22 protein-coding genes are annotated in these 21,764 nt (G+C 51.7%); all 22 read left to right on the top strand.

All coding sequences use genetic code 11. The features are described from left to right. The 22 genes from aspS (at position 1) to FYJ24_RS03885 (ending at position 21,752) form a co-directional block, all read left to right on the top strand. Positions 1-1,794 (top strand): aspartate--tRNA ligase, encoded by a 1,794-nt coding sequence (gene aspS / locus FYJ24_RS03990; protein ID WP_318656515.1) that lies wholly within the window; start codon positions 1-3, stop codon positions 1,792-1,794. A 72-nt stretch (positions 1,795-1,866) separates the two neighbouring features. After that, positions 1,867-2,586, top strand: coding sequence for a TSUP family transporter (locus FYJ24_RS03985; RefSeq protein WP_154543827.1), 720 nt, complete (start codon positions 1,867-1,869; stop codon positions 2,584-2,586). Between the two features lie 85 nt (positions 2,587-2,671). Continuing rightward, positions 2,672-3,289 carry an L-threonylcarbamoyladenylate synthase gene (locus FYJ24_RS03980; protein ID WP_154543825.1) on the top strand — a complete coding sequence of 206 codons (618 nt, stop codon included), beginning with the start codon at positions 2,672-2,674 and terminating at the stop codon, positions 3,287-3,289. Continuing rightward, a complete protein-coding gene (locus tag FYJ24_RS03975; RefSeq protein WP_154544038.1) occupies positions 3,289-4,623 on the top strand; it encodes a replication-associated recombination protein A in 1,335 nt (444 codons plus the stop codon). The genes FYJ24_RS03980 and FYJ24_RS03975 overlap by 1 nt, the downstream gene beginning before the upstream one ends. Before the next feature lie 107 nt (positions 4,624-4,730). Then, entirely contained in the window at positions 4,731-5,354 is a 624-nt protein-coding gene (gene rpsD / locus FYJ24_RS03970; protein ID WP_154543823.1) for a 30S ribosomal protein S4, read from the top strand. Positions 5,355-5,573: 219 nt separating this feature from the next. Beyond that, positions 5,574-8,249 (top strand): alanine--tRNA ligase, encoded by a 2,676-nt coding sequence (gene alaS / locus FYJ24_RS03965; RefSeq protein WP_154543821.1) that lies wholly within the window; start codon positions 5,574-5,576, stop codon positions 8,247-8,249. Next, complete coding sequence (ruvX, locus tag FYJ24_RS03960; RefSeq protein ID WP_318656514.1) at positions 8,249-8,737, top strand: Holliday junction resolvase RuvX; 489 nt, start codon at positions 8,249-8,251, stop codon at positions 8,735-8,737. Before alaS ends, ruvX begins: the two co-directional genes overlap by 1 nt. Continuing rightward, on the top strand, positions 8,730-10,298 hold the full coding sequence (gene mltG / locus FYJ24_RS13345; protein ID WP_318656513.1) for an endolytic transglycosylase MltG: 1,569 nt from the start codon (positions 8,730-8,732) through the stop codon (positions 10,296-10,298). Before ruvX ends, mltG begins: the two co-directional genes overlap by 8 nt. Positions 10,299-10,321: 23 nt before the next feature. Then, positions 10,322-11,158 carry a shikimate dehydrogenase family protein gene (locus FYJ24_RS03950; RefSeq protein ID WP_154543819.1) on the top strand — a complete coding sequence of 279 codons (837 nt, stop codon included), beginning with the start codon at positions 10,322-10,324 and terminating at the stop codon, positions 11,156-11,158. A gap of 2 nt (positions 11,159-11,160) precedes the next feature. Further along, positions 11,161-11,730, top strand: coding sequence for a prepilin peptidase (locus FYJ24_RS03945; protein WP_154543817.1), 570 nt, complete (start codon positions 11,161-11,163; stop codon positions 11,728-11,730). Between the two features lie 56 nt (positions 11,731-11,786). Continuing rightward, positions 11,787-13,016: a chorismate synthase gene (aroC, locus tag FYJ24_RS03940; RefSeq protein WP_154543815.1), complete on the top strand. Its 1,230-nt coding sequence runs from the start codon at positions 11,787-11,789 to the stop codon at positions 13,014-13,016. Continuing rightward, positions 13,006-13,530 (top strand): shikimate kinase, encoded by a 525-nt coding sequence (locus FYJ24_RS03935; protein WP_154543813.1) that lies wholly within the window; start codon positions 13,006-13,008, stop codon positions 13,528-13,530. The genes aroC and FYJ24_RS03935 overlap by 11 nt, the downstream gene beginning before the upstream one ends. Next, on the top strand, positions 13,521-14,600 hold the full coding sequence (gene aroB / locus FYJ24_RS03930; protein WP_154543811.1) for a 3-dehydroquinate synthase: 1,080 nt from the start codon (positions 13,521-13,523) through the stop codon (positions 14,598-14,600). Before FYJ24_RS03935 ends, aroB begins: the two co-directional genes overlap by 10 nt. After that, positions 14,593-15,084, top strand: a complete 492-nt coding sequence (locus tag FYJ24_RS03925; protein ID WP_154543809.1) for a nucleoside/nucleotide kinase family protein — start codon at positions 14,593-14,595, stop codon at positions 15,082-15,084. Before aroB ends, FYJ24_RS03925 begins: the two co-directional genes overlap by 8 nt. A 33-nt stretch (positions 15,085-15,117) precedes the next feature. After that, a complete protein-coding gene (efp, locus tag FYJ24_RS03920) occupies positions 15,118-15,681 on the top strand; it encodes an elongation factor P (RefSeq protein WP_318656512.1) in 564 nt (187 codons plus the stop codon). Then, complete coding sequence (gene nusB, locus FYJ24_RS03915; protein WP_154543807.1) at positions 15,674-16,219, top strand: transcription antitermination factor NusB; 546 nt, start codon at positions 15,674-15,676, stop codon at positions 16,217-16,219. The genes efp and nusB overlap by 8 nt, the downstream gene beginning before the upstream one ends. Positions 16,220-16,356: 137 nt before the next feature. Next, on the top strand, positions 16,357-16,668 hold the full coding sequence (gene mihF, locus FYJ24_RS03910; protein ID WP_154543805.1) for an integration host factor, actinobacterial type: 312 nt from the start codon (positions 16,357-16,359) through the stop codon (positions 16,666-16,668). Between the two features lie 19 nt (positions 16,669-16,687). After that, on the top strand, positions 16,688-17,245 hold the full coding sequence (gene gmk, locus FYJ24_RS03905) for a guanylate kinase (RefSeq protein WP_318656511.1): 558 nt from the start codon (positions 16,688-16,690) through the stop codon (positions 17,243-17,245). Between the two features lie 38 nt (positions 17,246-17,283). Continuing rightward, complete coding sequence (gene rpoZ, locus FYJ24_RS03900; RefSeq protein ID WP_318656510.1) at positions 17,284-17,547, top strand: DNA-directed RNA polymerase subunit omega; 264 nt, start codon at positions 17,284-17,286, stop codon at positions 17,545-17,547. Next, positions 17,513-18,745: a bifunctional phosphopantothenoylcysteine decarboxylase/phosphopantothenate--cysteine ligase CoaBC gene (coaBC, locus tag FYJ24_RS03895; RefSeq protein WP_154543801.1), complete on the top strand. Its 1,233-nt coding sequence runs from the start codon at positions 17,513-17,515 to the stop codon at positions 18,743-18,745. The genes rpoZ and coaBC overlap by 35 nt, the downstream gene beginning before the upstream one ends. A 9-nt stretch (positions 18,746-18,754) precedes the next feature. Further along, complete coding sequence (gene metK / locus FYJ24_RS03890) at positions 18,755-19,960, top strand: methionine adenosyltransferase (RefSeq protein WP_154543799.1); 1,206 nt, start codon at positions 18,755-18,757, stop codon at positions 19,958-19,960. After that, on the top strand, positions 19,875-21,752 hold the full coding sequence (locus tag FYJ24_RS03885; RefSeq protein WP_206192486.1) for a primosomal protein N' family DNA-binding protein: 1,878 nt from the start codon (positions 19,875-19,877) through the stop codon (positions 21,750-21,752). Before metK ends, FYJ24_RS03885 begins: the two co-directional genes overlap by 86 nt. The last annotated feature ends 12 nt before the right edge of the window (positions 21,753-21,764 follow it).

Here is a 21,764-nt window from a genome sequence, read left to right as displayed (position 1 = left end):
GTGCTACGCACACATACTGCTTCAGAACTCGGCAAAGACATGATCGGGCAAACCGTGACCCTCACTGGATGGGTTGATCGGCGCCGAGATCATGGTGGCGTGGTGTTTGTGGACCTTCGTGATGTAAGTGGGGTCGCCCAGGTAGTTGTCCGTGACGAGAATATTGCTCACCAGTTGCGCAGCGAATATGTCATCAAAGTCACCGGTGAGGTTGCGGCGCGTCCCGAAGGAAATGAGAATCCTGACCTTCCTACCGGATTTATTGAGGTTCTCGGTGACGATGTGGAGATTCTCAACACCTCGGCGCCACTGCCGTTCCAAGTCTCAACACATGAGGGTGAGCCAACAGCGGGCGAAGAGGTTCGCTTGAAATATCGCTACCTCGATCTACGGCGTCCGGCGGCAGCCTACCCTCTCAAGCTTCGATCTGCTGTAAATCGGGCAGCGAGGGAAACCTTGTATGAAAAAGGCTTCACTGAAATCGAGACTCCCACACTTACCGCATCTACCCCCGAAGGGGCACGTGACTTCCTGGTTCCAGCTCGATTGTCGCCTGGCTCGTGGTATGCGTTACCGCAATCACCTCAGCTCTTCAAGCAGATGCTCATGGTGGCGGGGATGGAGCGATACTTCCAGATTGCCCGTTGCTACCGTGATGAGGATTTCCGTGCGGACCGCCAGCCTGAGTTCACTCAGTTGGATGTCGAGATGAGTTTCGTCGACCAAGACGATGTGATTGAGGTTGCCGAAGCCGTTCTGAAAGCCGTCTGGGCTGCGGGTGGTTACGAAATTTCTGTTCCGATTCCACGCATGCCCTTCCTAGAAGCAATGGAACGTTTTGGCTCTGATAAGCCCGATCTTCGATTCGGACAGGAGCTTACAAACCTTACCGATTACTTCAAGAACACCACGTTCAGAGTGTTTCAAGCTCCTTATGTTGGAGCAGTAGTTATGCCTGGTGGCGCCTCGCAGCCGCGACGTACCTTCGATAAATGGCAGGAGTGGGCTAAGTCTCGGGGAGCTAAAGGCCTCGCGTACGTGACCATTAACGACGAAGGAGTCCTAGGCGGCCCGGTCGCTAAAAACCTCTCTGATGGTGAACGTGACGGATTGGCCGAAGCCACTGGTGCGCAGCCTGGAGATTGCATTTTCTTTGGCGCTGGAGAACCAGACGGTGCTCGGGCGCTTCTGGGTGCTGCACGCCTTGAAATTGGCAAGCGTTGTAATTTGATAGACCAGGATGAGTGGGCGTTCGTGTGGATTGTCGACGCTCCGCTATTCAAGCCGGCTGCTGATGCCGTCAGCGAAGGTGATGTCGCTATGGGGTCTGGTGCGTGGACAGCGGTGCATCATGCGTTCACCTCACCAAAACCGGAATCCCTCGATACTTTCGATACAGATCCTGGCAACGCCTTGGCCTACGCATATGACATTGTGTGCAACGGCAATGAGATTGGTGGAGGTTCTATTCGTATCCATCAACGTGAGGTTCAAGAACGAGTATTCAAAGTCATGGGAATCGACGAAGAGCGCGCTCAAGAACAATTTGGCTTCCTTCTTGATGCCTTCCAGTTTGGAGCACCCCCTCACGGCGGCATAGCTTTTGGTTGGGACCGTATTGTGTCTCTTCTTGCTCACACTGAGTCGATTCGCGATGCTATCGCATTCCCGAAGTCGGGGGGCGGATTCGATCCACTCACGTCGGCACCGGCTCCAATCACACCCGAACAACGAAAAGAAGCCGGTGTTGATGCAAAGCCAAAGGCAAAAACTGAGGAAAACGAACAAGGCTAATCTGGCACCCACGAGCCCGCCCTATGAACAGAGGGCGGGCACCGTTGAGTTATCGGTGTAGCGTATGCCTATGTGACGATTGCGATTAGCGTTTTAGCTGTCCTGGTAGGGGCATTTGCTCAAGCTTCAGCGGGAACTGGGCTCGGTCTTATCAGTGGGGGAATACTGGTAGTGACTCTGGGACGCGAACCTTCAATCGTGCTATTGTCACTTATCTCTATTCCGATGATGGCGGCAATTCTTTGGCAAAATCACCGGGATATTCAATGGAAAAATGCCGTATTCATGACTATTCCAGCGCTCATTGCTACACCACTATTAGCTTTGGGACTGCGTAAGGTCGCCGACGGCTATCTTCTTGTGGCTGCGGGAGTGGCTGTTCTTATGAGCGTATTCTTCCTCCTCAATGGACATAATGTTGCCCGACTGAAAGGCAAAATCGGGGCGACCGGAGCAGGCTTGTTATCGGCTGTGATGAATATGCTTTCAGGATCCGGAGGGCCGCCTGTCGCTATCTATGCTGTCAACGCGCAGTGGTCACCGAGCGCAACGCGTGGGACTTTACAGGTCTTTTTCATGGGAATGTCTTTGGCTTCTGTAACGTCGCTTGGCATTCCATTGTGGGATATTCGCACCGTGATCTTCCTGTGCTGTGCCGCTGTAGTGGGGACCGTTAGTGGAATGCTCGTTGCCAACAAGTTGCCGGTGAAAGCGGCCCGTCTTGCGATTCTGGCTCTTGCTGCACTGGGAGGGTGCGTGATGCTTGGATCAGGAATCGCTAGTTTCCTGTAAGGACGACCAGGAGAGAATTGCGCAGTTGCTGCGCATTGTCGCTTTTTCATAAACATTTGTCGGTGAGCCCGGTTACACTATGACTATGCGCAAAATCGAACTCCACCCAGAAAATCCACAAGTCCGCCTCGTCCGCCAAATCGTTGATATCCTCAATGATGGTGGAATCATTGCTCTTCCCACTGATTCGGGATATGCGATTGCATCAAAGCTTGGTAATAAGGAGGGAATGGACCGCATTCGGGATATTCGCAAACTTGACGAAAAGCATAATTTTTCTTTGCTGTGTGCCTCGTTTGCTCAGTTGGGTGAGCTGGTCCATGTCGATAACAAAGCCTATAGAACTATCAAGGCTCTGACCCCGGGTGCTTACACCTTCATTTTACAAGGCACAAAAGAAGTGCCTCGAATGACGCTGAATAAGAAGAAGCACACTGTCGGTGTGCGATTGCCAGACCATAAGATTACCCAGGCAATAGTCGCAGAACTTGGAGAACCCTTGCTTTGTTCGACATTGATACTTCCGGGTACTGACGATGCTCTCTACAAGGTTGATGATGTTGAGGATGCCATCGGGGAAAGCGTAGATGCGGTTGTGGAGGGGCCAGTTGGTCTTGAAGGTGCGACTACGGTCATTGACTTTACTCCCGGTTATCCTGAGGTGGTGCGCGAAGGTGCGGGGGATACCTCCCTCTTTGAGTGATGGACCTTTTTTCCTCTCTTGGTGTCGATAACCAAGGAATACCGAAACCAAGTCTCAGCGCTCCTTTGGCCGTTCGTATGCGTCCATCCTCAGTTGATGAGGTCCTGGGACAAGACCACCTTCTTGAGCCGGGCTCACCGCTGCGGAGGCTTTTGTCCCCAGATGTTGACGACGCATCGTCAGTCGTACTGTGGGGACCTCCAGGAACCGGTAAGACGACTTTGGCATATCTCATTGCCCGAGAGTCAAGAAAGACCTTTGTTGAAGTCTCAGCTGTGTCTGCTGGCGTGAAGGAAGTACGCGCGGTGATTGAAGAGGCGAAACGGAGACTTTTCGCGTCAGGTGAGCAAACAGTACTCTTTGTTGATGAGGTGCATCGTTTCTCAAAAACGCAGCAAGATTCGCTTTTGCCAGCCGTAGAGAATCGCTGGGTTACGCTAGTAGCGGCAACCACCGAAAATCCAAGTTTTTCAGTTATTTCCCCATTGCTATCGCGATCAATTCTCCTGGTCTTGCATCCACTCACGGAAGAACACGTGCACAGTGCCTTGCACCGTGCCCTCGAAGACGAGCGGGGGCTGGCTGGTAAATATCATGCACATGAGGATGCGATCGATGCTTTGGGGCGTCTGTCTGGAGGGGATGCCCGGCGCGCTCTCACATTGCTTGAGGCTGCTGCAGGAGTCGCACGCGAGATCGGCACAACAACCATCGAAGCCGATCATGTTGCCCAGGCAGCAAATACCGCTTTAGTGAGGTGGGATGAAGATCAACACTACGATGTTGCCTCTGCCTTCATCAAGTCGATGCGCGGTTCTGATCCTGATGCGGCTATCCATTACTTAGCCCGCATGATTGAAGCGGGGGAAGATCCCCGTTTTATCGCCAGGCGCGTGGTTATCGCTGCGGCCGAAGAAGTCGGACTTGCTGACACATCTGTTCTGCGTACAGCGGTTGCAGCGGCTCAGGCCGTAGCTCTTATCGGGATGCCAGAGGCGCGAATAATTCTGGCAGAAGCAGTCTTAGCTGTAGCAATGGCTCCAAAATCCAATGCAGCCTATATGGCTATTGATGCTGCGCTTGCAGATGTCCGCAAAGGAAATATCGGCGCTGTTCCTATGCACCTACGCGATAGTCACTATTCGGGTTCAAAAGGACTGGGGCATGGACAGGGATATCGCTATGCCCACGATTCGCCCCACGGCGTTGCCGCTCAACAGTATTTGCCAGATCCGCTGATAGGGACCCGCTATTATCACCCCACGGAGCGCGGTGATGAGGGAATGCTCACTAAACGCCTCGATCGGCTCAGAGAAATACTGGATATGGGCTAATCTAGAGCAGTTGCTATATGGGAAATCCATATAGACAATCCTGGGGTCTTAGCCACTTGGTGGGCCCCATGCGGAATTCCGCGTGATACTAACGATCAGGAGAAAAAATGGCAGGGAATCGTTCCCGCAAGCAGGTGCGTGAATCACGCGCACTCGGAATTGCATTGACCCCCAAGGCCGTGCGCTATTTTGAGAAGCGCCCTTATGGTCCGGGAGAGCACGGACGTAGCCGTCGTCGTCAAGAGTCTGACTACGCGGTGCGTTTGAAGGAAAAGCAGCGTCTGCGCGCTCAGTACTACATTCGTGAAGCTCAGATGGTGCGTGCCTTCGAAGAAGCTCGTAAAGAAAAAGGCCTATCGGGTGAAAACCTCGTAGAGCTGCTGGAAATGCGTCTCGATGCGCTGGTTCTTCGTGCAGGATTTGCACGTACGATGCCGCAGGCACGTCAAGAGGTCGTTCACCGGCATATCTTAGTTGACGGCAAGATTGTTGACCGTCCTTCTTTCCGCGTAAAGCCCGGTCAGGTTATCCAGGTTAAGCCGAAGTCACAGACCACCGTTCCTTTCCAGGTCGCAGCTGCTGGTGCTCACCGGGACGTTCTTCCCGATGTTCCTCCGTACCTAGAAGTTGAGCTAGAGAAGCTGAAAGCCACTCTGGTCCGTCGCCCTAAGCGCGCTGAAGTTCCCGTCATCTGTGATGTGCAGATGGTCGTTGAATACTACTCACGCTAATTTTATAGCGATAGAATCGGGCTCTGCTACAACGCGGAGCCCGATTTTCGTCTTGATACCAATGTAGGAATTGGGTTCGTCAACGGTTTAGACGACCTAGCTATCCTCTGTGGAGAGAATACGCCGAGAGTCAATCCGCTCTCGTATTCTTGCTCGTGTCAAGAAGTAGCCCCAATACCCTTAGACTTGTCCATGGGAACCTATCAATAGCGAGGATACATGCGCACTGCTGAGATTCGTCAACGTTGGCTGGACTATTTTACAAGCAATGGTCACGAACTTAGGCCATCAGTATCGTTGATCTCACCCGACCCCTCAATCTTGTTCACCATTGCCGGGATGGTGCCGTTCATTCCATACATTACTGGGGAAGAAAAAGCACCATGGCCGCGTGCGGTATCGGTACAAAAATGCCTGCGTACCAACGACATCGACAACGTTGGTCACACGACCAGACACGGAACTTTTTTCCAGATGAATGGGAATTTTTCTTTCGGCGATTATTTCAAAGAAGGTGCGATCGGATATGCCTGGGACCTGCTCACCGGTTCCCAAAACGAAGGAAAGTACGGGCTTGACGGCGATCGGCTATGGGTCACCATTTGGGACGAAGACGTCGAAAGCTTCGATATCCTCACGAAAGAGATCGGGTTAGAACCGGCCCATATTGTTCGTTTGCCTCGCTCAGAAAACTTTTGGGATACAGGTCAGCCGGGACCGGCTGGGCCATGCTGCGAATGGCACTATGACCGGGGCCCCTCCTACGGTCCTTCGGCACAAGGCGGCAATGTGGACCCTGGTGGTGATCGCTACCTGGAATTATGGAATCTAGTTTTTGACCAGTACATGCGTGGCCCAGGAGAAGGCAAAAATTACCCTCTACTGCACGAACTAGATCATAAGTCTATCGATACGGGCGCTGGACTTGAGCGCATCGCATTTGTCCTTCAGGACAAACCGAATATGTTTGAAATTGATGAAGTTCGTCCAGTCATTACCGAAGTTGAAGAGATGACGGGACGTCGCTATGGCTCAGATACAGAAGCCGACGTGCGCATGCGCGTAGTAGCGGATCATGTGCGCTCATCAATGATGCTCATTAGTGACGGAGTGAGACCAGGGAATGACGGTAGGGGTTATGTCCTGCGCCGTCTGATTCGTCGCGCGGTGCGTTCGATGCGTTTGCTGGGTCTGGACGAGGCGACAATGCCGCAGCTTTTTCCCGTCTCTCGCGACGCAATGGCACCGTCATATCCAGAGCTGGTGTCTCAATGGTCCTCAATCGCGGATGTCGCATATGGTGAGGAGGATGCCTTTAGGCGCACCCTGGAGTCCGGTACTTCGATTTTCGATACGGCAGTAAAGAAAGCGAAAGAGTCTCATAACTCAGTGCTTCCTGGGGATGCGGCGTTTTCCTTGCATGATACCTATGGTTTTCCTATCGATTTGACTCTAGAGATGGCCGCTGAAAAGGGCGTCAGTGTTGACCAAGAGCGTTTCCGGGCACTCATGAATGAGCAAAAAGAACGTGCCCGGGCTGATAGCAGAGCCAAGAAGGCAGGGCATGTGGATGCTTCTGTCTATCATAAGCTAGCGGACTCTATCGGTGGTCAAAGTAACTTTATCGGCTATGACCGCGTGGAAGATGAGGCAACAATTGCTGGCCTGTTGGTTGGGGGTGAAGCAGTTCCAGCGGTTACAGGGCCAGTTGATGTCGATATTATCTTGGATCAGACTCCCTTTTATGCCGAGTCAGGTGGACAATTAGCCGACCGGGGCACTATTTCGGGTAATGAGACAGTAGCCCGTGTGAACGATGTCCAAGCGCCTATCAAAGGTTTAGCAATCCACCGCTCTCACATAGATCAGGGCACTATTGCGTTGGGAGACGCAGTCATTGCACGCATTGATCCGCAACGTCGTCACGCCATAGCACAGGCACACACTGCTACGCATATGGTGCATAAAGCATTACATGAAATCGTGTCTGAGCAGGCGACTCAGGCGGGTTCGGAGAACTCACCTTCCCGTCTGAGATTCGATTTCCGGCATGGAAAGGCTTTAGAAGAGGCGCAGGTTGGAGACATCGAGTCCCTTGTCAATGAGAAGCTTTCTCAGGACTTGGCTGTGACAGATCAAACCATGGATTTGGAATCTGCCAAAGCACTTGGTGCGATGGCTCTCTTCGGAGAGAAATATGGAAAAGAAGTCCGGGTTGTTTCTATCGGTGACGACTGGTCTCGTGAGCTATGTGTGGGGACACATGTTCCTACAACGGGGAGAATTGGCCGCATTACCGTATTGGGAGAGGCCTCAATTGGCTCGGGAGTGCGACGTATTGATGCTCTGGTAGGGGAGGGTGCCTATGAGTTCCAGGCACGGGAACACGCTCTGGTTTCACAGCTGGCAAGTATCCTCAAAGGTAGACCAGAAGAACTTCCAGAAAAGATCAGCTCACTTCTGGACAAAGTCAAAGACAGAGAGCGACAGATTTCCGATCTGCGGACTCAGTTACTGTCCTCACGGACGCGTTCTCTGGTAGATAATGCCGCCACAATTGGTGACTTTCTTGTCGTCACAGCAAATCTGGGGTCAGCCGGAAGTGCCGATGCGCTCCGGACTGTAGTCGGGGATATTCGTTCCCAGCTAGGTGAAGACGTGCCAGCGATTGTCGCGGTTATTGGGGAAAGCGGCGGTAAACCGGTTTTGGTAGCGGCAACCAACGCATTAGCGCGAGATAAGGGGATTAAAGCCGGAGCGTTAGTTAAAATCGGTGCTGGCATCCTTGGTGGTGGTGGCGGCGGAAAAGACGATCTTGCGCAAGGCGGTGGCACGGATGCTAGTAAGAGTGCAGAAGCCTTAGCTGCTATCGAAAGCGAGATTGGACGAAAGTAGTGCGTCAGGGGACTCGTCTAGGCATTGATGTTGGCACTGTGAGGATTGGAGTTGCACGGTCGGATCCACTAGGCACCGTGGCAATCCCGTTGGAGACGGTACGTACCGATCGACGTGGCAGTGATATTCGTCGCATTGTACACCTTGTTGACGAATACAATGCGATTGAAGTAGTTGTGGGCCTTCCTCGGCATTTGAACGGATCAGAAGGAGTTTCGGCACATATGGCTAGAACTTTTGCTCATAGACTTAAAAAACGCGTGGGTGAAACTCGTGTGTGTCTGGTCGATGAGCGACTAAGCTCAGGACAGGCCCATAATTTGCTAGCTGATGCTGGAGTTGACTCGCGCAGAAGCCGGTCCATTGTGGACCAAGTAGCTGCGCAGATTATTCTGAATCAGGCGTTAGATCTTGAGCGGCTATCCGGGGAACTCCCTGGAGAACCGGTCTGTTTGTGTACCCGAGGAGAGGAAATACCGAGTGAGTGATGGAGCACCGGGCGGACGTAATGAGCGACCGTTCCCATCCCGACGCGACATTCACGGAAGCAGGATTCCCCAGAAGCCTCAGGGGGCACCCGAACCAACCGAGAAAATGCGAGAGACATCTGTGCGGACGCCCGCACCAGCGACGAAAGAAGCAACACCGCAGTTGCCTTTTCCTTCGCGACGTGATTTGCGTTTAGCTGAAGAAAAAAGGGCCGCTGGTTCTCAAGCTCCTGCTGTTCGGGTTCCAACGCCTAAAAGCACTGACGCCAGAATTGCTGAGACTCCTAAGAACTCTGACCTTTCGTCGCAGCAACCGGTACCTTCGCGGAAGTCTTCTACTATTGGAGAGTTTCCCGGCTTTAGCCCTGTGAGTACGGGGGCAATTCCCGTCGATAGTAGTGAAAACAATGACACTAGTGGTGAAGCATTTCCTCTTTTTCCGAGTCGGTCCGCAGAACCTCGTCGTTCGAAAGATCGTAAAGGACGCAAACAAGGCAATCCATGGATCTTTGCGTTGCTTTTCCTCGTCATTATCGCGATTATCGGAGGAGCGCTGTGGATGGTGGGCAACCAACTAGGGTGGTTCTCTGCCGGACAAAGCCAGTCAGAAGAAGGAGCAGATTATCCGGGACCGGGGTCAGGCGAAGCTACGATTACCATCGAATCTGGTGATTATGGGACGTTGATAGGTCAAAAGCTTTATGAGGCTGATGTTGTCAAGTCCATTGAAGCATTTACCAGAGCCTTTGATGCAAATCCCGCTGCTGCGTCGATCCGTCCTGGAACGTACACTCTCAAATTACAGATGTCAGCTGCCCAGGCGGTAGAAGCGCTACTTGATGATGCAAACAGAACAGACAATGCGGTCATGGTTATTCCTGGCGAAACCTATAATCAGGTACGTGACTCCATGCTGGCAATGGATAAGTTTAGTGCTGAGGATGTTAAAAAAGCTTTCGACGACCCTGCAGCTTTAGGATTGCCCGATGTGGCAAATAACAACCTCGAAGGATGGCTCTTCCCAGGCGCCTACGAGATCACCCCCGAATCGACACCGCAAAGTATTCTCACGGAAATGGTCTCTGCAACTGTTGACTTCTTGGAAGAACAAGAAGTACCAGAATCTGATTGGATGCGAGTCCTCACCGAAGCATCAATTGTGGAACGCGAAGTCGTGTATACAGACGAAATGCCTAAAGTGGCGCGAGTTATTGAAAATCGAATTGCAGACACCACGGAAGTGCATGGAGTCCTCGGAATGGACTCCACAGTGCTTTACGGTGTTGGAAAAGTCGGTGGCATACCAACCCAAGCTGATATTGAAGATGACAACCCTTATAACACTCGACTTAATAAGGGACTTCCACCAGGGCCTATCGCGAATCCATCGCAGGATGCAATCCTGGCGGTACTCAATCCAGCAGAGGGCGACTGGCTCTATTTTGTCACTGTCAACCTTGACACCGGTGAAACTCTCTTCACAAATAATTTTGAAGAGCACACTGCAAATATTAAGAAGTTCCAGCAGTGGTGCTCCGATAATCCGGGTCGCTGCAACTAGAGCAGAATCGAGGATAGTGGCATATGAAGCCTTGGGCTGCCGTTATTGGTTCACCCATACAGCACTCCCTGTCACCTGTCTTGCATTCTTGTGCATTCGAATTAGCAGACCTCGACTGGGATTTTCGACGCGTGGAAGTCACAGGTGAGACTCTTCCATCGTTCATGGAAGGTCTAGACTCACAGTGTGTTGGCTTAGCCATTACGATGCCCTGCAAACAATCTGTCATTCCGTTTTTGGATACTGTGGATGCTCTGGCAAAAAATGTGGGGGCAGTGAACACCTGCGTGGTCGCTGGAGGACTCTTAGCTGGATTCAATACGGACGTACACGGCATCGTCGAAACTATCCGCGATGAGATGCCAGGCAGGTCTATTACAGGTGGTAATGGTAAGAAAGCAGTCATATTAGGGACGGGAGCAACCGCGTCATCAGCTTTAGCCGCACTTACGTCATTGAAATTTGATCACATTACGGTGATTGGCCGTAGCTTTGCTGGTGCTGGAAATGTTCTGCAGGCGGGGGGACGGCTCGGCGCTGACTTCGACCCGCTCTTGTGGCATCATTCCCATCAGGTGGAACGCGTCTGTCACGATACCGATGTTCTCATTTCCACTATTCCTCCGCATGCGACTGAAGCCCTGGCTGTGGCACTAAAGCCGCGTAGTAATCAGTTACTTCTCGATGTAACCTATGGCAGTGGAACTTCACCATTGACCACGAGCTTTCGAAAGTCCGGTGGAAGAGTACTTTCACCACTCAGGATGCTTGCCTACCAGGGGCTAGCGCAGGACAAATTGTGGAGTGGTATTGAAGTGCCCTTTGAACCTGTATACCACGCAATAAAGAACGCAGCTTAGCAATGTCACTGTGGGGTTCAATCGTATGCATCTTTGCACTGAACCTTTGGTGGCTAACTCGCTCGGCCCATAAGCTGTCTCTCTATTCTCCGCGAGCACAATCTCCGGTAATTGTCGGCGGAGCGGTCTTAGCGGGATTCGCTACGATTTTTGTGCGCAGAGAAGCTGAGGCACTAGCAGTCGCAACATTGGGATGGGCTGCTGCGTGGATAGATGGTTGGAGCAGACGCTTACCTACTACGCTCACTCTATTGATGAGCTTAGAGGTCATCACACTGAGTCTTTTCTCTCCCGCAGCTGCTCAAATAGACCAGCGTCTCATAGGTGCCTCGATATGGACGGCATTTACACTTATTGGATTCTTGATGAAGTCTGTGGGGCGCGGGGATGTCCTATTGGCTCCCGTACTGGGGTTTTGGCTTGCCCCAATGGCGGTAACAGGACTTGTGTTAGCAATTTTGAGCGCAGGATTGTGGTCCCTAATATGTGCATTTAGAGGACACTCAAAATTTGCCTTTGGCCCTCATCTCATCGGTGGGGCCTGGGTTACATGGGTCATGATGGGTGCCTGAGTTTTCTTGAGCGAACTGCTCCGCCTCAAAAGATTCAGATGTGAAACACTTGTCCTATGTTGTCATGGTCTACTGCCGGAGAATCTCATGGCTGCGCTCTCATCGCTTTGATGGAGGGCCTACCAGCTGGAGTTCCTGTTTCCACTGAATTGCTTCGTCACGCTCTCTCTATCCGTCGTAGGGGGTATGGACGGGGGGCTCGTCAAAAGTTTGAACAAGACCAGGTCCGGATCATCTCTGGAGTGCGGCACGGATACACCACAGGTGCACCGGTAGCCGTTGAAATCGCTAACTCTGAATGGCCCAAGTGGGAAACCGTCATGAGCGCTGACCCTGTTCCTGAAGGTGCACTCAATGTCGATGCGGGGAAAGGTGACGGACGCGAGATGGCTCGTAACCGCCGCCTGACCAGCCCTCGCCCAGGTCACGCAGATTTAGCTGGGCTGCTATCGTATGATTTGGATGATGCCAGGGACATTCTTGAAAGAGCTTCCGCTCGTGAAACGGCAGCAAGAGTGGTGCTTGGTGCATTAGCGAGAAGTTTTCTCCAGTCTGTGAGCTCCATTGATGTCATTAGTCATGTTGTGAGAGTTGGAGAAAAAAAGAATCAAAACTCCAATCTCCCTTTGCCTCAAGATCGCGAAGCGCTCGATGAAGCACAGATGCGAACTCTCGACGCGGAAGCAGAAGCTGCGTTCATTGAAGTCATTGACGAAGCAAAGCGTTCAGGTGACACTGTTGGAGGAATTGTTGAAGTAGTTGCTTGGAACGTTCCTATTGGATTGGGCACTCACGTATCAGAGGACGGTAAGCTCGATGCGCGCTTAGCCGCATCACTCATGGCTATTCAATCTGTCAAAGGTGTTGAAATCGGTGATGGTTTCACCGAGGCCATGCGTTTTGGATCAGAGGCACATGATGAGATTCTCCTTGACGAAAATGGAACCCCTACTCGCGCGACTAACCGTGCAGGGGGGATTGAAGGGGGAACCTCTAATGGACAACCTATTGTTGTGCGAGCCGCATTTAAGCCAATCTCAACTGTCCCCAAGGCCCTTAAAACGATAGATCTGGCCACCGGCCGGGAAGCCAAGGCCTTCCACCAACGATCTGACACATGCCAGGTTGTACCAGGTGCCGTGATTGCTGAGGCACAGGTGTGCCTACAAATTGCAAAGGCTCTTTCAGAGCGCATGGGGGGACGCTCGGTAGGAGAAGTCAAAGCTCAACTGGACTGGTATGAGGATCATATTGCAGCGCGGCTAAGGCCTGTAGATGAACGTTGAGTTGCCGATTGTCCTCGTCGGTCTCCCCGGTGCTGGCAAGTCACGAGTAGCCGCAGAGCTTCACAAAGTTCTTTCGGTGCCAGTGGTCGACATGGATGAAATGATTGAGAAGAAGACAGCGACAACGATCTCTCACATTTTTGCGGAGAAAGGCGAGGCTGAGTTTCGTAGAATTGAAGCTGAGACTGTCCGTGAAATAGTGCAAGATGCCCAGCTCAATCCGGCAATTATTTCTCTAGGCGGCGGTGCCATTGAAACACCACAGGTCCGTGAGACTATTGCGGTTACGTGTGTGATCCATATTGATGCGTCGGATGAGGTGCTTCTCTCCCGTATACGTCGAAATAACCGACGTCCTTTAATGAAAGACGATCCAGAAAACACATTAATGATGTTACGCCGACGTCGCGACCCGCTTCACGCCCAAGTTCGCGATCTCAAGGTTGTCAGTACTCATGGTCCAGTATCAGAAGTTGTCGAACAGATTATGGAAGGACTCAACCTATGCAAATAATCACTGTTCATGCTGATGATGGCTACCCCGTATTCGTGGGCGACGACGTTCTCACACAGGTTGTCGATTACATTCCTTCAAATGCATCTCAGGTGCTACTTGTAGCACCTCGCGCTGTTGAGACAATCGCAGAGAAGTTGCAGACAGCTGCGGCCGCACGGGGAGTGCGTTTGACGCAGTTTATTCCTGAAGACGGTGAGGCGCAGAAAACACTTTCGACAGCTGAGTCCCTATGGAATCTTTTAGGCGAAAAACGCTTCGGTCGCCAGGACGTGATCATCGGATTGGGGGGAGGTGCCACCACAGACTTAGCTGGGTTTGTTGCTGCCACCTGGATGAGGGGGATTGGCGTGCTGCAAGTACCTACGTCCCTTTTAGCAATGGTGGATGCGGCAGTTGGAGGAAAGACTGGCATCAATTCGCCCGCGGGAAAGAACCTCATTGGAGCTTTCCATAGTCCGATTGCAGTGGGAATCAGCATATCCGCATTGACCACGCTTAGCGCAGCGGAATACAGAGCGGGGCTGGGAGAAGTCATTAAATGTGGATTTATTGCCGATAGAAAAATACTCAATTTGATTGTGGAGAATCCGCTAATAAAGGATGTCGAATGGGCAACTGAGGTGGGTAAGGATATTCTTACTGAGCTCATCTCCCGCGCTGTTGAAGTAAAGGCCACAGTAGTGTCTCAAGACCTCAAAGAGACGGGTCTGAGGGAAATCCTGAATTATGGGCATACTTTGGCTCATGCAATCGAAAAATACAGTAACTACACAGTGCGCCATGGCGAGGCCGTTGCAATCGGCAGCGTTTTTGCAGCTGAACTTGCACAGGACTTGGGATATTTGAGTGAGAATGACGTAGATCAGCACCGAAAGATTTTTTCTAGTGTAGGACTTCCTACAAGTTGGGACGGCCCTATAGAACCTCTGCTAGATGCTATGTACTCCGATAAGAAAACACATGGTTCGCAATTGAGATTTGTTCTCTTGGAGGGCGTTGAAAAACCAAGTTCTATTGAAGTCAGTCCAGATGCAATTCTCCGTACTTGGGCGGGGCGCCATGCCTGAGGTCATTCTTGTTGGAGCAAGCGGGGCCGGTCGCACTTCTGTGGGGCAATCACTCGCCAAAGTCCTTGACTGTTCGTTTGTAGAGACTGAGGACCTTCTAGAAACACCTCTAGATGATTTACTTTATGAGGATCCAATTCATGCAAAGGAACACATTATTTCTGTAGCACACCGACAACTTGTCATGCCCGGAATCATGTCACTTTTGCCATCAGCTGCCGCTGATCCGTCGCTATTGGAGGCGATAGCATCGGAGTCTATTGCCCTCGTTCATTTGGAAGCGCCTATTACTGAGCTTGCAAAACGCAGCAACCTCAATGCACCTCGAACAGCTGCGCTGGGGACACCTCGTGCGTTATTCGCTGCGCAAGTTCGTGCTCTTACAGAGGCAGTTAAAAATGCTGGTGCGGTCTCGTTTTCTACTGAGAATGAAAAACCAGAAGTCGTAGCAGCTAAGATAGTTTCCCGATTCGCGTTACAATAGCGCCGACTGTTCCCGAAGAGATGAGTTACTAAAGTGGCAACTACGAATGATCTAAAAAATGGTCTTGTGATGGTTATTGATGGCCAGCTGTGGCAGGTATTAGAGTTTCAACATGTAAAGCCCGGTAAAGGACCAGCGTTCGTTCGTACGAAGATCCGAAATGTTCTGTCCGGTAAATCGGTTGACAAGACTTTCAACGCTGGGATGAAGATCGAAACAGCTACGGTCGACCGGCGCGACATGACCTATCTTTACCACGATGGTGACGATTTCGTATTCATGGATGGATCGACATATGAGCAGGTGAACATTCCTTCCTCTATTGTGGGCGATGCCGCCAACTATTTAATTGATAACCAAAGTGCAATTGTTGCTTTCCATAATGAGCAAGTGCTGTCGGTTGAACTTCCAGCCACGGTCATCTTGACGATTACGCATACGGAGCCGGGCTTGCAAGGTGATCGTTCGAATGCGGGGACGAAACCAGCAACGGTTGAGACTGGATATGAAGTGCAGGTTCCCTTATTTATGGAGGAGGGAACCCGCATCAAAGTCGATACTCGCACTGGTGAGTATGCAGGTCGGGTGAATGACTAAAGTGCCTAGACGCGAAGGGTTTACAGCACGAACCAAGGCTCGGAAAAGGGCTGCCGATATCCTGTTTGAGGCCCAGACGCGGGGAATGACACGTTCCCCGCGGGCGTTGATAGATTTGCTTGATCAACGCCGGCTCGTATCTGCCGCGCAGACCCCACTTCCGACATATGCCGCACAAATAGTAGAGGGAGTTGCATCTCAACTAGGAAAGATTGACTCTCTCATCAATGCGCGGCAGCGTCATGGAGGACTTGACCGCCTTCCAGGTGTCGATCTAGCGATTATGCGCGTGGCAGTATGGGAAATGCTGGCAAACCCCGATGTGGATCCAGTAATTGCGATAGACGAAGCTGTTGCTATTGCGAAAGCCATCTCGACAGCACAGTCGCCAGCAACGGTCAACGCGATACTCGACGGTATTAGACATGACATCGCAGATGGAAGCATAGTTGACGATATAAATAGTTCAATGGCATCCTCAACCGAGCAAATAGATGTTGACCAGGAAGAACTTGATCTGTTACTCGATGAGTACTGAAGAGATTTACTCTTATTGGCGCTGTTGCCGCGCTATTTGTCCCACATAGTTGTACGATTGATGCGTTCAGCAGGCTCGAACCCCAATTCAATGAGATCATAGGAGAGTTGGGAAACTGATCTGAAAGGTAAAGAGTTATGGCGCTACCAAAGCTAACACCAGAGCAACGCCAGGAAGCACTTGCGAAGGCAACCGCTGCACGTCGCAGGCGTGCCGAGGTCAAAGGCGCACTCAAAAGCCGTGAAATGACTCTCACAGAAGTATTTGAACTCGCTGATGGCGACGAAGCAGTTGCCAAGATGCGTGTACAGGCTCTTTTGGAGTCACTTCCACGTGTGGGCGTGCAGCGCGCTCAGCAACTCATGGAAGAAGTCGGTATAGCGTCGTCGAGGCGTGTACGCGGTCTTGGCCCTGTCCAGCGTGCGGAACTCATCAAACGCTTTAGCTGATCATGGCAGAATCGGAGGAGTGAAGACTCCTCCGATTCTTGTATTGGCTGGTCCGACGGCAGTAGGAAAAGGTACTGTTGTTAGACGACTGCGTGAGCTCTACCCACAGATCGTGGTTTCTGTGTCTGCTACAACGCGAAGGCCCCGGCCGGGCGAAGTAGATGGCGCTGACTATTTCTTTGTGTCAGACGAACAGTTCGATACATTGATTAGCAGTGACGCTTTGCTTGAGTGGGCAACTGTACACGGACGCGATAGATATGGAACGCCTCGTGAGTGGGTCGAAGCACAAGTAAGAGCTGGACATCCGGTCATTTTGGAAATTGACCTTGATGGTGCTCGGCAAGTGCGTGAGACATTACCAAGCGCCGTCTTTGTTTTTCTCCTTCCGCCGTCATGGGAAGAGCTGGTAAAACGACTAACGGGTCGCGGTACAGAAAGTGTCGATGAACGTCAGCGAAGACTGGAGACCGCAAAGGTTGAGCTAGCTGCCGCTTCCGAGTTCGATCATTGTGTGATCAATGACAATGTAGATAATGCGGTACAGAAGTTGGCTTCTCTTCTTGGACTCGACTAGCCTTAACGTTGAATGTCAATAGAAATGAGAGTCTCACAGTGAGCGGAATCGTTGCACATCCGGTTGGAATTACATACCCACCTATTGATGAGCTAGTGGAACGTACTCAGTCCAAATACGCGTTGGTGATTTACGCAGCAAAAAGAGCGCGACAGATTAATGCATACAATGTGCAGTTGGAATCGAATATGGTTCAGTTTGTCGGTCCGGTGGTTCCTGTAAAGCCAGATGAGAAACCACTTGCCATCGCTTTGAGAGAACTGGTCGATGACAAGCTGGAACTCAGTGGAGCAAAGAAATAACTCATTGCCTTCGACCGTGTTACTGGGCGTTGGAGCCGGTATTGCGGCATATAAGGTTGTTCATGTCGTGCGCGAGTTGCGGCGACAGGGTGTAGACGTTCACGTCGCTCCTACGGAAGACTCACTCCATTTTGTCGGCGCGACCACATGGAGTGAGCTTTCTGAGAATCCCGTTGTTGATTCTCTTTTTGGCAATAGTGCAATGGGGCATGTCGAGCTCGCCCGATTGGCAGAATTGATAGTGATCGCTCCTTGTACTGCGGATTTGGCTGCAAAGATAAGAGCGGGTTTTGCAGATTCGACTTTGCTGGCAACTATTTTGGCTTCGAAAGCACCAAAAATTCTGGTACCTGCGATGCACACTCAGATGTGGCTTAACCCAGCGACGCAGGCGAATTTTTCTGTTCTGCAAAAACGTGGTTTCACCGTGATTCCTCCGGCAAGCGGACATCTGAGTTCAGGCGATACTGGGCTGGGGCGTTTACCGGATCCCGATGTGATCGTTGACGCGATTGTGAGCCATAGCAAGAACGGTGAACTACACGGGAAACATGTGATTGTGACTGCTGGCGGTACCCATGAGCCTCTTGATCCAGTCCGTTTCCTAGGAAACCGCTCGAGTGGACGTATGGGGGTAGAACTAGCAGTATCGGCGGCTGCTCGGGGTGCCGAGGTCACCCTCATAGCCGCTCATTGCACGGTACCTCTCCCTATTGGCGATTCACGTATTCATGTCGTCCAGGTCAACTCAGCTATGGAGATGCACAGTGCCGTCGATAGGTTTCTTGCTAGTGCAGACGCCCTGGTGATGTCGGCTGCCGTCGCCGACTATCGACCTGCAGAAGTCTCGTCTGTGAAGCTAAAGAAAACTACAATGGGGGATGAACCCACTCTCACGCTTGTCAAGAATCCCGACATTCTTGCTAGTGTATGCGCCAGTCCACTGAAACCTCGTATCGTGATTGGATTTGCTGCCGAGACTGGAGAAAATTATCTTGAAAGCGGTGCGCAGAAGGTTCACAGCAAGGGGGCTGACTACATTGCAGTTAACAGGGTCGGTGAATCTATTGGCTTTGGCGAAGTCGATAGTACTTTGGTCGTATTCAACTCAGCTGGCGATACGGTAGCCCAACTATCTGGACAAAAAAAGATCCTTGCGGAAGGTCTTGTGGACATACTTGTCGCAGCATCGGCCTAGAATCAATCCATGGATAAAACCTCACGTACTCTTATTACAGCTGAATCCGTGACAGAAGGACATCCCGACAAGGTCTGTGACCAGATTTCAGATGCAATTCTTGATGCAATATTGAAACAGGATCGCCACGCACGTGTTGCTGTGGAAACACTGGCTACTACCGGCCTCGTCCATGTAGCTGGTGAGATTTCAACCACCGCCTACGTTGAGATTCCTGAGATTGTTCGCGCGGTGGTGTGCGGCATTGGATACGACAGCTCTCAGGCAAGTTTCGATGGAAATAGCTGTGGAATCTCAGTTTCTATCAGCGCCCAGAGTCCCGATATTGCGCAGGGAGTCTCGCGCTCTCATGAGGAACGCGTGGAGAACTCATCTGATCCCCTTGACAAGCAAGGGGCAGGGGATCAGGGAATGATGTTTGGTTATGCTTCTAGAGAAACGCCTGACTTCATGCCTGCCCCGATTTGGTTTGCTCACCGGTTGGCCAGGCGCCTAGCGCAGGTTCGTAAAGAAGGAATTGTTGAGGGACTCTACCCAGATGGAAAGACGCAGGTCACGCTGGCCTATGAGGGTGGGAAACCAGTAGCAATTGACACAATCGTTGTCTCAACACAACATAGTGACCAGTGGGATAGCGAAGATCTCCAAGGACGTATCAAAACTCACGTTATTGATGCGGTCTTGGCTGAGGAGGACCTAGGACTAGATTGGTCGGACGTGCGGCTCCTCATCAATCCATCGGGAAGATTCGTTATCGGAGGTCCAGCGGGTGATGCAGGTCTGACTGGCCGCAAGATTATCGTCGATACGTATGGTGGGGCTGCCCCACATGGCGGGGGTGCATTCTCTGGGAAAGACCCCTCGAAGGTCGATCGTTCGGGGGCCTATGCCGCACGTTGGATAGCCAAGACTATCGTCGCTGCGGGACTGGCAGATCGGGCTCAAGTACAGATAGCCTACGCTATTGGTAGTGCCAGACCGGTGTCGGTTTCTGTCGATACCTTTGGTACGGGCATTATTCCGGAGCAGGCCATCTCCACCGCGGTTGAAACAGTCTTTGATTTACGTCCATTGGCAATTATTCGTGACCTCGGTTTGCTCGACATTTCTTATCAACAGACTGCGTCTTATGGTCACTTCGGTAGAGCTGAATTTGCGTGGGAAGACACTTCGCGCGCAGAGGTTTTACGCAGTACAGCATTTGCAGCGCAATGATGGCATGTCTACTATCGCACATGTAGTTGTTGATGTTGATGTAGCTCATCTGGACCGGCCATTCGATTACCTTGTACCGGAGAAGTTCACGTCAAAAGCACACGTAGGATCACTGGTGCGCGTCATGTGGGGAGGTAGACGCGTTAACGGGTGGATTGTGTCGATGGCCGATTCATCGACACATGATCCATCGCCTATCTTGGCAGTAACTTCTACGATTCCTCTTTTTACCGAGCGGATGTTGCGCACTTACAGGTATGTAGCTCAGCGCTACTGCGCGACACTATCGCAGGTCCTGTCTATGGCTATTCCTTTGCGCAGAGCCGCGGTAGAAAAAGAACTTTCAGGACCGCCACAACATAAGCCAATGTTCGAAGGAAAAATGCCTCTAGATGCCCTCTATCCGGGCACTCAACTAGCACCGAATGCACGGATAGTTGCAACCGGAATTCCTCATCGTATTCGGGCATCATTGGCAGGACTCCTTCAATGGGCGTCAAACCAGGACATACAGGTGATTATTACCGTCCCTACTGGTTGGCAAGCTGCGAAACTGTTTGAGTGGCTCAAAGCTGAAAGCGGTAGTAGCGCAATAGGACTACAGGTTTCAGAGGCGTCTCCCGTTCAACGGTTCCGTACTCACGTACGGGCGCTCCGTGGAGATTTTCAAGTTGTGGTAGGAACGCTAGCTGCCGTGTGGACTCCCGTTGGGGATGAGGCAATCATCGTCACATGGGATGGAGATTCTGACCTCTCCCGTTCGCGGCGCACGCCGCAGGCTGATGCCCTAGACATAGCGGTCGCCCGCAGTGTCAATGAGGGACTGGGAATAATTGCGGCTTCATTCTCCCGGACTGTCAAAACCCAAGCAATGGTTGATAGCCACTGGGCTGTTGAGCCTCCTGTCTCACATAGCATCATGCGTGACATGTGCCCAAAAGTGAGAGTTACAGGCCCTGAGAGTTTTGAAAGAGAAGGTACTTCAGCTTTTCATGGTCTTCCTGATTCGGCTTTTTCACTTATCAGACAAAACCTAGATAGGGGACCAGTCCTCATACAGGTTCCGGGGCCTGGAATAGAAATCGACGATGGGGAAGTGACGATACGATTAGGAGCTCAGCGGATGGGAAGCGACTTAGGTCGGGCATTTCCCGGAACTCCAGTTGTAGTTTCTGCATCGTCAACGTCCATTGTCCGCACACTGGACAGACGACCGCGCATTGTCGTAGCAACTCCGGGGGCCGAGCCCGCCGTTCAGCACGGTTATGCATCCGTGATCGTAACTGAAGCCCACCTATTGACTTTCAGTGAAAGACTTGATGCCCTCGACATTGCATTGAGGCGATGGTTTAGTACTTTCGCTATGGCAGAAGCAGGCGCTCATGTTATGTTAATCGGAGAAACCGACCCTCAAATTGTGCGGGCTTTATCGCTGTGGAATCCTGTGCCAGCTGTGCGCGCTCAGTTGGCCGAACGCGAAGAACTCGGGTTTTTCCCCGCGCGGTGGATGGTGGCACTTGATGGTGAATCACACGCCGTGAGCGAGGTCGCTACCGCTTTAGAGAAGGTACCTTTAGTACCAGCGGTACACATCGTGGGAACGGTCGAAAGGGAGTCTGATAACGATGACGGATCGTTATTTTCTGCTCGCACAATAGTCCGCACCATTGTGGCCTGTAGGCCAGCGCAAGCAATGGAGCTCATGCGTGAGATACAAGCTATCCGTATCGCACGCAGTCTTGAGAGAAAACCGACAATTCACGTAACCGTCAACCCGCCAGAGCTTTTCTAACACATAAATGCG

It is taken from the genome of Scrofimicrobium canadense, assembly GCF_009696615.1.
Classification (GTDB): Bacteria; Actinomycetota; Actinomycetes; order Actinomycetales; family Actinomycetaceae; genus Scrofimicrobium; species Scrofimicrobium canadense.
This window is presented reverse-complemented; position numbering and strand designations above follow the sequence as displayed.